This window comes from Xanthobacter nonsaccharivorans (assembly GCF_043194755.2).
Lineage (GTDB): Bacteria > Pseudomonadota > Alphaproteobacteria > Rhizobiales > Xanthobacteraceae > Xanthobacter > Xanthobacter autotrophicus_G.
The window spans coordinates 2,659,870-2,672,049 of sequence record NZ_CM195526.1; the positions used below are offsets into that span (position 1 = coordinate 2,659,870).

Genomic DNA, 12,180 nt, shown 5'->3' on the forward strand with positions numbered 1-12,180 from the left:
CCGCAACAACGGCAGCGCGGCATTCCCCTGCCGGCTCCTTTCCGGGCTGATCGCTACTGCAATGCGCGGTCAATGGCCTCCTGGAGGCGCACGCGCGTCGCGGCACCCAGCCGGTCAAAGCCGATCCTGCGCGCCAGCGCCAGCAGAGAGTCCTTTTCAGCCAGCACCGCCGCATTGTTCGCCACCACGGAGGCGAGTTCGGCGAGCGGGATCTCGTCGATGCCGCGGCGGGTGGCGCCCCCTGAGGGCGCCCGATAGGTGAGGATCCTGCGGACCGTTCCCGCCTGCCAGAGGAAGTCTCCGCTGCTTTCCCGGGTGCGCTCCTGGGACGCCAGGTGCGGGGCGATCTGCGCCCGGATGCGCGCGCCGGTCCTCAGCCAGCCATGGGCGCGGGCGATGCGCTGGGCGAGGACGTCCTCGCGCACCGGGCCCTCGCACGCCAGCACGGCCTCGACCATCGCGGCAAGGCGGGGCGCATAGCTTTCCTCGAAGAATGCATCGGGCTGCGGGGTGAAAGAGGAGAGATCGGTCACCCGGTAGAAGAGGCCGTCGTGAGCCGCCCCCGTGGTGGGCGGAGGCGAAGCCATGTCCGCTGGCGCGAGCGCCGCCCCGGCATCGCGGAAGGGCACCCCGGCGAACACCGGCTCCACCTGTTCAGTCTCCTCCGGCGCATCGCATCCGGCACGGGAGGCGACGCCTGCCGACGGGGTCTCTTCCGTGTCCAGCTCGGGCGTGGGGAACGTATCGTCCGGAAACGGCGCGGGCGACACCTCTTCCGGCTGGCGGCTGCGCGCCAGCAGAGCGTTCAGCGCATCGTCGAGCCGCGACAGGGCGCCCTCCCGGTCCAGCCACCAGTCGGTGGACCAGACGCGCAGGATCTCCCAGCCGAGCGTGCGCAGCACCTCCTCGCGCACCTTGTCCCGGTCTCGTGCGGTGGCGGAGCTGTGATAGGCCGCGCCGTCGCATTCGATGCCGGCCAGGAAGCTGCCCGCCGTGTCGGGATGCCGGACGCCGAGGTCGACGCGAAAGCCGGAGACGCCCACCTGCGGCACCATCTGCCAGCCCCGGGCCATCAAGGCCTCGGCGACGGCCTCCTCGAAGGGGGATTCATAGCCTCCCTCGGAACCGCGGTCCTGACCGGCGAGGGCCACGGCGCCGCGGGCCGCATAGTCCAGGAAGGCCTTCAGGTGCTGCGCGCCGAGCGCCTTGGTGCGGCCGAGGTCGATATCCTCGGCCCCGGTGCCGGAGAACACCACCAGCTCCTGCCGCGCCCGCGTCACCGCCACGTTGAGCCGGCGCTCGCCGCCGTCGCGGTTGAGGGCGCCGAAATCCATGCGGCGCACACCGGCGGCATCCTTCGCGAAGGTGATGGAGAAGAAGATGACGTCGCGCTCGTCGCCCTGCACATTCTCCAGATTCTTGACGATGGTGGGCTCGAACCGGTCGTCGGAGAAGAACCACTCGATCTCCGGCGCGTCCTGCCGCGCGGCGTCGAAAAGATCCTGGATCAACTCCTGCTGCTGGATGTTGAAGGTGATGACGCCAAGGGTCTGGCGCGCCCTCTCCGGCAGCGCCAGCGAGCCGCGCATGCGCTTCACCGCCTCGTCCACCAGCGCCCGCGCCTCGGCGAGGTTGGTGCGGCTCTTGCCACGATCGTAGACGCCCTCCGGCACGCGGCAGAGCGTGACCGCCCGGTCCTCCACCCGCGGGGCGGGGAAGGTGATGAGGCGGTTGCCGTAATAATGCTGGTTCGAGAAGGCGATGAGGGATTCGTTGCGGCTGCGGTAGTGCCAGCGCAGATAGCGCAGCGGCAGGCCGGAGGCGCGCGCCTCGTCGAGGATGCTTTCCAGGTCCTTCTGGTGGTCCTCGATCTCCTCCTCGTCCTCGTTGCGGCCGAAGAAATTGGTGGGCGGCAGCTGCTTGGGATCGCCGACGATGACGGTCTGCCGGCCGCGGGCGATGGCGCCCACCGCGTCCCAGGTGGTGATCTGCGAAGCCTCGTCGAAGATCACCACGTCGAACTGCGCATGGCCCGCCGGCAGATACTGGGCGATGGACAAGGGCGACATGAGCATGCACGGCGCCAGCTTGCCGAAGGTGCCCGGCATGGCCCCGATCATCTCGCGGATCGACTTGCTGGGGCGCTGCAGCTCCATCTGGTGGCGCAGCAGGCCCAGCTCGGAACTGCGCGGCACGCTCTGCACCGGCGGCAGCCCGTGGGCGATGCGCAGCCGCACCCGGTCCGCCGCATGGGCGCGCACCAGGTCATCCAGCTGGCGGAACGCGTCGATGGCGTGCTCATGCCGGAACCGGCGGAAGTCGCGCAGCACCGGATCGCCGTCGATGGCCAGTGGCAGCCACCAGCGCGCATAGGCGAGGCTGAAGGCAGCGGCGGCCCCGTCGGGCGGAACGTGCCCTGCCTCCACCGCCTCCACCAGCGTGCCGAGCCCCCTCGCCACCGCTGTCTTGCGGACGCCGCGCCAGCTGGTCCAGTCGGCGAGCGCGGTGCGGGCCTCCCGGAGTTCCGCCATGGCGCGGGCAATGCCGGCCAGGGTGTCGTCGCCCACCAGCGCCCGCGTGCTGCACCCGGCCGCCCCGGAGAAGGCGATGGCGGAGGCGGTGAAGGCAGCGAGGGCCTCGCGAAGCGCCACGCCGGCACCGCGCACGCCGTAAGGGTCCTGCCCGCCGGTGACGATGGGCCCCATGGCGTCCGCGACCGCCTCGGCCTCCCCCTCCGCCAGCCCAAGGGCGAAGAAGGCCGCGCGCAGCTCCCGGGCATTGGCGATCAGCATGGCCATGGCGGCGGTGTCGCTGTCAGGGCCGGCGAAGCCCAGTGGCTTGCCGGCGAGCGGGCTTGCCGCGATCTCGGCGAGAAGCAGCTGCCACCGCCGCAGCAGGGGCAGCGCCTCCTGCGGGTCGGGCTTCGCACCCGTCCGGGCATAGGTGGCGAGCAGCTTGCGCACCCGCGCCTGCCTGGTGGCGCTGAGCGGCCAGAAGGCGGCCGAGGCGAGGCGCCACTCCTGCTCCAACTCCGCGACCGGGATTCCGCCCACCTCCGCCCGCACGAACTGGCCATGGAGGGCGGCCTCCACGGCCCGCACGGCGGAGACGGCGGCCCCGAGAGCCTCCACCTGCTGCGGCAGGCGATCAATCTCCGCGTCGAAGGCGATGGCGTGGTCGGCGCCGGCGCAGGTGTCCACCGCCGCGGCGAAGCGCGCGAAGCCGGCCACATCCGGCAGCCGCGCCTCGGGACGGGCGGCGAGGCCGAGGGAACCGAGAAGGCGCGCGAACGCGTCCGACAGCTCTTCCGCCGCGCGGCGCAGGTCGGCGGCCGCGGCGAGCAGGCCCTGCTGCCACACGTTGGACCACGCGTCCGCATCGACGAAGCGCAGCGCCGGTCGCTGCCCCACGGCGGCGAAGGTGCGGCCCACCTCGGCTGCGAAGTCCTCCATGGCGCGCAGGGTCGCCGCATCATGGGCGTCGGCGGCAGGCCAGGAGACGGCCGGAGCGGCCCTCCCCTCGCCCTTCAGGACGGTGCCCAGCGCCGCATAAGCGGAGAGGCCGTTGCCATGGAGCCGGTGCAGCGCTTCCACATAGGCGTTGAGCTCGTCGCGCTTCGCTCCGAGACGGGCGCTGGCTTCGGTCCAGGCGCTGTCGTCGGCCCGGGCGCCGTGCTCCCACGAGACTTTCAGCTGGGCGAGGAAGCTCTTGCGGTCGGCCTTGCTGGAATGCAGCTCCAGGCAATGGGCGCCGAGCCCATGCTCGCGCAGGCGGCGGTAGACCACGTCGAGGGCGGCGGACTTCTCCGCCACGAACAGCACGGTCTTTCCCACCGCCAGGCAGTGGGCGATCATGTTGGCGATGGTCTGGCTCTTGCCGGTGCCGGGCGGCCCGACGATGACCATGTCGTGCCCTTCCGCCGCCATCACGCTGGCGACGATCTGCGACGAATCCGCCGGCAACAGGCTGACGATGTCAGTGGGGGCATAGGCGCGGTCGAGGTCCCGCTCTTCCGGAGCGGGCCGGTCGGCGGCGGGGAAAGGCACGTCCGGCGTGTCGATGAGGTGGCGCACCACGCGGTTCTGCCGCAGCAGGTCGGTGCGCTCCACCAGGTCCTTCCACATGAGATACTTGGCGAAGGAGAAGGTGGAGAGGGCCGTCTCGTCCACCACCTCCATGCCCGGCACGTCGCGCACCGCCCGGCGCACCTCCGCCAAAAGGCGTGGCACGTCGATGCCGGTGTCGTCCTCCGGCAGCGGGCCGGCGAGCTGCGGCAAGGGCAGCTCGAACTCCTGCTCGAGGAATTTCAGCAGGGTGGCGTTGAAGCGCGGCTCGTCCTCGTGGAACCTCAGCGTGAAGCGGGCGGAAGCCGCGGTGCGCTCCAGCTTCACCGGCACGAGCAGCAGCGGCGCGCGATAGTCCTTCGCCTCGCCCGGCCGCCGCCAGCGCAGGAAGCCCACGGCGAGGAACAGCGTGTTGGTGCCGCCCTCGGCGAAATCGTTCTTCACCTCGCGGTAGAGGTCGACGAGGCGCGCCTCCAGCTGCTTCGGCGTCAGCAGGGAGGGCAGCTCGTCCCGCGCCAGCGCCTCGGCGGCATAGGCGCGGCGCACATCCTGCCCGCGCATGTCGCGATAGAGCTCGGCATCCCGCTCGGCCAGCGGGTTCTGGCCCGGCAGGGAGACGACGCGGATGCCGGCGCCACCCGCCAGCCGGTCCTCCAGATAGGCGAGGTCCGTGCACAGGAAAGGCACGGTCTTCTTCGAATCCTTGAAGTTCAGCAGCCGGTTGCGAAGGGTGAGGTCGAGCAGCTTCTTCTGCCAGCGCTCGATGCGGCCTTCCGGCGTGGTGGGCTTCGGCTCCATCGGCGCCGGCTCGACTGCATCCTCGCGCCCAAGGGGCGGCAGGGGCAGGTCTAGCCCATCGCCGGCCGGGGCTTCACCGACAGATGTCGCGGCCAGAGCCTCATGGGCGGCGAGGGGCGCAATGCCGGCCTCGCGCAGCCGGCGCACGTCGATGGCGGCGCGGAACGCGTGCTCCCGCCCCTCCTCCAGCCGCGGCAGCAGAGCGCCGTGGGCCTGTTCCACGCGCAGCACCGGCCGGCGGGTCACGGCGGTGGTCTCGAACACCATCAGCTCGCCGGCGGCAAGCGCCTTGCGCACCTCCATGACATCGCCGACCACCGCCTCCGGCAAGGTGCGCTTCCGGAGCCAGACGCCCGCGGCCGCGTGCCCCTCGAACAGCAGCAGCACCGGATGGAGTCCCGCCGCCTCGAAAGCCGCGGCGAACAGCAGCGTCGAATCGAGGCAGGTGGCAAGGCCCGTGGCTGCGATCGTGGAGGGGCGGCGCACCTTCTGGCCGCGGCTCTCGAAGCTCGCCGGCGGCTCGGCATAATGGATGTCCTGCGCGGACACGGCCCCGTACAATGCGGCGGCAAGCAAGCCAGCGCGCTTGGGATCTTCGCTCTGGTAGCCGTCCATGCCGGGAGGCAGGCCATGCTTGAGGAGCTTGTCGGACGCGGCGCGCAGCAGCTTGGCCACCGCCGGATCATTGGGCATGACGAAGGCGGCAAGCAGCTGCGGCATGTCCGCCACCCCGCCCCATTCGTCACGGGCCAGCAGGCGCACCGGAATGCGCGCCTCGGCAAGCCGCTCCTGCCCCTGGCTGAGAACGAAGGTGATCTCGCCGCGCTCCGCCTCGTCGAGGTCCTTCAGATACGCCGGGTCCAGCTCCACGCGCCGGTCGGTGATGGCGACCTCGTCCCCGGCGAGCAGCCGGTCGATGGTCCAGCTCTTCGGCCGCAGAAAGGGAGGCACCGCGGAAACGTCGAGCCGGCAGGCGGTGAGGGTGCGCTCGCCCGCATTGGTCAGCCGGAGCGACCGCAACACCGGGATGGCATTCTGGAACGACGCGTAGGTGAAGGAACCCGCCACATCCGCAATGATCGCCGGCTCGGGGACATCCCTGTCCCCGGCTCCACTTCCGAAACGCCCGTCCACTGCCCACCCCCTGCTTTGCCCCGTAACATTAGGGCAACAAAATCTGGCGTTGCAATCCGATGAACGGATAACGCCAGGCGTGTTGCAGGACAGGTTGCGAGGGCGAACGCCCTGCCCCCTTGCAGAATGCGATCGACCGTCTCTGTCGCCACGAACCTGACCTGGAGATGCGGCCCAGCGACTGCACCTGGCTCGCGAAACAAAGGACATCCTTGACCGTGTTGCCTTGCGGAGGACCGATCATGGACCCGGGGACCGGCGCATCCGCTGGTGCTTCCGCCTTCCGGCGCCGTCCTGCACCTTGTTTTCACCGAGCTCCGCCTGCCCGCACCGCCTCGCGCACCCGTTCGGGCGCGATCGTCTTCGTGACGAGGATGAAACCAACCGCATCGAGAGGCCGGCGGGAGCGCGGGAGCGCGATCAAACCAACCGGCTGGAGCGTGGAATCCATGGCCCGCCACGCCGCTTGCCGTCACGCGGCGAACGGCGGCTAGGCCGTGTCATGGAGAGCAATCAGTGGAAGTGGCGGAGACGGAGGGATTCGAACCCTCGAGACCCTTTTGGGGGTCTGCTCATTTAGCAAACGAGTGCCTTCAGCCTCTCGGCCACGTCTCCCGCTTTCCTCCCTATGCCGGACGTCCGCCGCCTTTGCAAGGCATCCCGTCCTTGAGCGCGCGAAATGTGACACCTTCTCCACGAAGGAAAGCCGCGCACGGGAACCCACTGTCATCGCGCGGGTCTCTCGTGCTTCGCTAAAACCGCTGGCCCGCAAGGGCCGCGACTTATCGGGCTGCGCGGGCCGCCATCTCGCCGACGGCGCCCGCGATGTGCCCGAACACCTCGTGCCAGTCCCCCGCCGTCTGCTGGCGGTAGAGGCGCAGGCGCGGATAAAGCGGGCAGGCGTCGCCGCTGCGGCCCCAACGCCAGTCCGGGGCGACGCGCAGCGCCAGAAAGGTCGGGATGTCCCGCGCCCCTGCCAGGTGCGCCATCGACGTGTCCGAGGTCACCACCAGATCGAGATGCTGGAGGAGCGCCGCCGTATCCAGATAGGTCCCGTCCGCGTCCCAGCCTTCGGGCAGCCGCAGGATCCGGTCGGCGAAGGAACAGCCGTCCAGCTGCTCGATCCCCGCCCCCTGCTGGAGGCTCACCAGCGTGACGCCGGGAATGGCGGCAAGTGGCGCATAGGCCTCAAGGGGGATCGAGCGGCCGATATCCACCGCGGGTGAAGGATTGCCCTGCCAATAGATGCCCACAAGCAGTCCATCGCCCCGCAGCGATCGCCAGCGCGCCACCCGTTCCGGCTCGGCGGTGAGGTAAGGCGGCCGCGGCCACTCCGCCGGATCGGCTGCGATCAGGCCCGGAAGACTCGCCAGCGGAATCCAGCGCAGATCCGGCCGCGAGGTGTCCACCTGCGCAAGATCGCCGATGACTGGAACCCGGGCATCGATGCGCGACAGCAGCGGCACGTTCTGGGCCGCAGTCAGGAAGCGAGCCCGAATCCCACGGTCGGCCACCAGCCGCAGCAGGCGGCCGAACATGATCAAATCGCCGATGCCCTGCTCGCCCAGAATGATGAGCTCCCCAGGCGTTGCCCCGCCGTCCCAACGCGTGAACGGCAGGGGGCGGTAGGGGGGCGGCAGGAAGGAGGAGCGGCTTTCATAGCCGGCCCACCCCTCGGCCCACCGGCCGTCCGCCAGATTCTCGGTCCCTCGCAGGTAGAGGGCCATGGGAAAGGTCCGATCCGCCTCCAGCGCCTTGTCGACCAGGGAGCGGACATCCTGCGGGCGGCCAAGATCGGCGAGCAGGCGTGCCTTGGTGGTCAGGGCGGAGGCGAGGGCCGGCTCGATCTCCAAAGCGCTGTTCGCCGCGGCCAGCGCGCCGGGCAGGTCCAGCAGCTCGCGGCGCACTTCCGCCAGCTCCTGCCACACGGGCGCGGCGGCCCGGCCGCGGGCCAGCACCTTCTCGCACAGGTCGCGGGCCGCTTCCCGGTTGCCGAGATGCCGCTCGAGGCGGGCGAGGGTCGCCTGAAAGACGGGGCGGTCCGGCGCGACGTTCAGCGCGGCGGCGATCGTCTGGCGTGCCCCCTCCAGATCGGCCTGTCCGAGCAGCCCCTGCCCTTTCAGAAACAAGGCATCGGCGAGATTGGGCTTGAGCTTCAGAGCCGAATCCGCCGCCGCCGCCGCCTCGGCGAAGCGCCCGAGCTCGAGAAGCGTGCTCGCCTTGGACAGGAAATGCCGCGGCTCCCAGGGCTGCAGCTCGGTCAGCTTCTCGCAGTCGGCGAGCGCCTCGTCGGGCCGCCCGAGAAGGGACAGGGCGACCGAGCGGTTGGCGCGCGCCTCGACCGCGCGCGGATCAAGGGCCAGGGTTCGGTCGTACCGCGCCGCCGCCTCGGCGTGACGCCCCAGGTTCGCCAGCATGTTGCCGGCAAGATAATGTGCCTCCACCAGCCCCGGATCGAGCACGGTGGCCGCCTCGAACGCCGCGAGCGCCCGCTCCCACTTGCCTTCCGCCTGGAGCGTCGCCCCCATCATCACGTGGGCATGCGGATTGGAGGGATGCCCCTCCCGCGCCTTGCGCGCGACGGCATGCGCCTCCTTCGCCTTGCCGCCCTGGAGCAGGCCGAGCACCAGCAGGCGCTGGACATCGAAGACACCCGGCCGCGCCTTCAGGAGGCGACGGTAGATGTCGACGGCCTCGTCCAGCCGTCCTTCGCGGTGCAATGCGGTGGCGCGTCCAAATTCGGCGCGCACGTCGGTGACCATGGGCGCTCCTCGCGCAGGGCACGGCCCCCGCCGAAGCGCAAGTGTCGCCGCGTGGGGAACCCGACCTTCCGGATCTCTCTGGAAACCGGAACCGCTCGGGCTGACCGGCCGAGACGGCAAGGAGGTCTCCAGACGTGGGAAATGATACTGCCGTGCCGGCCGGATCACCCAGGCGACCCACTCGGAACGGCCACGAACAAGGGACCCGCGCGCCCAACGCAGCCGCACGACGGCTTCATCGGGTGCCTCTCGGGCGCGGCAGCATCTAGTCCGAAATCGAGGTTCATGTCGAGGGAAGCGACGCGCAGGAGCAACCTGCGCAACCCGACGGCCCTTCAGCCGGTTCTCATGATCTTGAGGCTAGGCACTTTCGCCACGCGAACCGACATCCGACGGCTTGAACACGCCTCAGCTGCGCGCCCGCTGGCCGAACAGGATGGCGTGAGCGTCCTGGTCCTTGGAGATATCGTTCTTCGTCCGCTCCTCGGCATTCACCGCGAGGCCGCGCTGCACGCCGGGACGCGCCAGCATGCGGTCGATCCACGCCTTGAGGTGCGGGAACTCCTCGATGTGCTGGCCCTGCCGCTCCCACAGCTTCGACCAGCCGATGGCGGCCATGTCGGCGATGGAATAGTCGCCGGCGAGATACGCGCGGTCCTTCAGGCGGGCATTCATCACGCCGTAGAGCCTGTGCACCTCGTTGGTGTAGCGCTCGATGGCGTAGGGGATCTTCTCGGGCGCATAGATGCGGAAATGGTGCGCCTGCCCGGCCATGGGGCCAAGTCCGCCCATCTGCCAGAACAGCCACTGGTCCACCTCCACCCGGCCGCGCTCGTCGGCGGGATAGAAGAGGCCGGTCTTGCGGCCGAGGTATTGCAGGATAGCCCCCGATTCGAACACCGAGATGGGCGCGCCGCCTGGCCCCTCCGGGTCCACGATGGCGGGGATCTTGTTGTTGGGCGATATGGCGAGGAAGTCCGGCTTGAACTGGTCGCCCTTGCCGATGTTCACGAGCTTCACCTCGTAAGGCAGCCCGCACTCCTCCAGCATGATGGCGATCTTCCATCCGTTGGGGGTCGGCCAGTAGTAAAGCTCGATCGGCGAAGCCTGGACCTGCGCCATGATGCCCTCCCTGTGGCCGACGTGCGCGACCGGCGGCCAGAGCGCGATCCGATCATACGGAATCGCGGCGCGGTTCCTTATGGCCGATGAATCACCCTCTAACTTATTGAATAGAGGCGGATGAACCGTCCACGTTCAATCGCACGGGCGATTCAACATGGACGCTTCCGGCTCTAGAGGTAGACATGACCCGTGCACAGGGCAAGTCGCCTCTCCCGGCGCTGCGACCAACCGGTCACAACGTGATTTTCAACCCCTCGTGGGAGTTGGCAAATCCAAGCCGGCGGTAGAAGCGGTGGGCGTCGAGGCGCACCTTGTTGGAGGTGAGCGCAAGGCTCCTCGCCCCGGCCCGGCGCGCGTCCTCGATGGCAAAGCGCACCAGGGCCTCGCCGATTCCCCGCCCGCGCAGCCCCGCTTCCACCTGCACCGCCTCCAGCAGCGCGCGGCGGGCGCCCCTGCCCGGCAGGCTGGTGACCACCACCAGTTGGAAGGTGCCGATCACCCGCCCGTCCAGCTCCGCCGCGAACAGGCGCACGGCGGGCCGGTCCTTGAGGATCTCGGCAAACGCGGCGCGGTAATCGTCGAACGCGGCGGGGTCGGTGGTGTCGCCGTGCCCGCCCAGCGCGTCGGCCGCGAACAGGGCGACGAGGGCGGGCAGGTCATCGGCCTCCGCCTCGCGGATGACGAGGCCGGCGGGAAGCGCGCTTACCGGCACAGCGGGTCGTCCGGCGGCAGGATGGTCATCTGCCAGTCGCTCCAGCGATGGGGATTCATCATGGGCGACCACCATTTGACCGACATCTCGATGGTGTCGTTGCCGGCCGGCGGCAAAAGCAGCTGCGGCAGGCCGTTGAAGATGCCGGTGACCCGGGCGCAGCCCGTCGATGGGCGCGGCGGCGGGCGGTACTGCAATTCCCTCACGATCACCACCCGCGCGCCTGGAATGGCGGCCCTGAGCCGCCCGGCGGACATGCGATCATCGGCGACCAAGGTGGGCGCGGCCCCGAGCTTACCGGCCACCGCCGCCTGGATCTTGTAGAGCGGCTCCGCAGACGTGCAGCGCCCGCATAGGCGCGGGTCGGGCCACAGGGGCGCCGCCATGCGCGTCAGCATGACGCCGACGCTGATCGCCGCCAGCAGCGACAGATAGAGGGTGACGCGCGGCCGCCAGCCGCCGAGCCGCTCCAGCTCCGCGAACAGATAGACCGGCAGGAGCAGCAGGAAGACGTGGAAATAGCGGTCCCGCAGGGTGGTGGCACCCACCGCGATGGTGGCCACGAGGGTCGCGACGATGCCGAGGATGATGACCGTGCGCAGCACCCGGCGGGGCGCGGCGCGGCCACCGTCGTCCGGCTGCGCGCCCTCGCCCCGGTTGTAGGGCAGGAACACCACCGCCATCAGCACCACGAGGGGCAGCACGTAGCCGGCCAGCGCCCCCACCACGGTGACGATCACATCTTCCCATCTAGCACCGGTGGCGCCGATGGTCTGGGCGGTGGCCCCCGCCACATCCTGGTCGAGCCGCATGAGCGCCCAGGCATAGATGCCGAGGGGGACGGCGGCGACCGCCGCCGCCACCAGCATGCCCCGGTCCAGCAGGGCACGCCGGTAGGTGGGCTCCAGCAGGGAGGCGATCACCAGCACGCCGAGAAAGGCCACGAAGCCGAACTTGCCGAGGATGCCCAAGGCGATCAACGCCCCGAGGGCGGCATAGCGCCCGAGGGAGCGACGCTCCGCCAGCAGGGTGAGCATGAGGAACGTGCCGGCGATGGCCACGATCATCACGTTGGAATGGGTGAGGATGCGGTGGCTGTGATAGCCGATCACCCAGATCGCCGAGAGCGAATAGGCCGCCAGCGCCTGCAGGCGCGGATCGGCGATCACCTTCTGCGCGATGCGGTAGACCAGCATGGCGCAGGCGAACAGCAGCGTATAGCGCAGGATGGCGAAGGACAGGGGCCCGGTCCCGACGATCCTCTGGAGCGCCCACAGGAGCCAGTCGAAGAAGGGCGGGTTGCGCGGAACGTAGGAGAGCTCCAGGGACTGGACCATGTAGCTCTCGATCGCGTCGTCGGCATTCACCGCGACCTCGAAGAAGACGGCGATGAGCGCGTGGATCACCATCCAGGCGCCGATGACCGTCGCAACGCCTGCCGGGCGGGCCCAGAACGGGACCGCAGACGCCGCCACGGCTGAGCCGGCCGGCGCGTCCCGATGGAGATAGGTGTCAGTCACGGGAGAGGGGCACTCCGAAAATCCGCCGTGCCTCTATAGCGGCCGATGCCCGCCGGCGCCACCGC

Annotated in this window: 5 protein-coding genes and 1 tRNA gene; all 6 read right to left on the minus strand. The window is 69.9% G+C overall.

Annotation, left to right across the window (positions count from 1 at the left end):
* Positions 1-53: 53 nt before the first annotated feature.
* The 6 genes from proA to V5F59_RS12275 all read right to left on the minus strand — a co-directional run bounded on the left by proA (position 54) and on the right by V5F59_RS12275 (position 12,115).
* Positions 54-5,930, minus strand: a complete 5,877-nt coding sequence (proA, locus tag V5F59_RS12250; RefSeq protein WP_393977733.1) for an anti-phage protein ProA — start codon at positions 5,928-5,930, stop codon at positions 54-56.
* A gap of 589 nt (positions 5,931-6,519) precedes the next feature.
* Positions 6,520-6,611: transfer RNA gene (locus V5F59_RS12255), tRNA-Ser, on the minus strand.
* Positions 6,612-6,778: 167 nt separating this feature from the next.
* Positions 6,779-8,758, minus strand: a complete 1,980-nt coding sequence (locus V5F59_RS12260; RefSeq protein WP_393977735.1) for a tetratricopeptide repeat protein — start codon at positions 8,756-8,758, stop codon at positions 6,779-6,781.
* Positions 8,759-9,166: 408 nt separating this feature from the next.
* Positions 9,167-9,880, minus strand: a complete 714-nt coding sequence (locus V5F59_RS12265; RefSeq protein WP_393977737.1) for a glutathione S-transferase family protein — start codon at positions 9,878-9,880, stop codon at positions 9,167-9,169.
* A 235-nt stretch (positions 9,881-10,115) separates the two neighbouring features.
* A complete protein-coding gene (locus V5F59_RS12270; RefSeq protein ID WP_393977739.1) occupies positions 10,116-10,595 on the minus strand; it encodes a GNAT family N-acetyltransferase in 480 nt (159 codons plus the stop codon).
* Positions 10,586-12,115: a glycosyltransferase family 39 protein gene (locus V5F59_RS12275; RefSeq protein ID WP_393977741.1), complete on the minus strand. Its 1,530-nt coding sequence runs from the start codon at positions 12,113-12,115 to the stop codon at positions 10,586-10,588. The genes V5F59_RS12270 and V5F59_RS12275 overlap by 10 nt, the downstream gene beginning before the upstream one ends.
* Between the last annotated feature and the right edge of the window lie 65 nt (positions 12,116-12,180).

Excerpts from the sequence above, each read along its gene's own strand:
- V5F59_RS12260 (WP_393977735.1), bottom strand. The coding sequence starts at position 8,758 with ATGGTCACCGACGTGCGCGCCGAATTTGGACGCGCCACCGCATTGCAC.
- V5F59_RS12265 (WP_393977737.1), bottom strand. The coding sequence starts at position 9,880 with ATGGCGCAGGTCCAGGCTTCGCCGATCGAGCTTTACTACTGGCCGACC.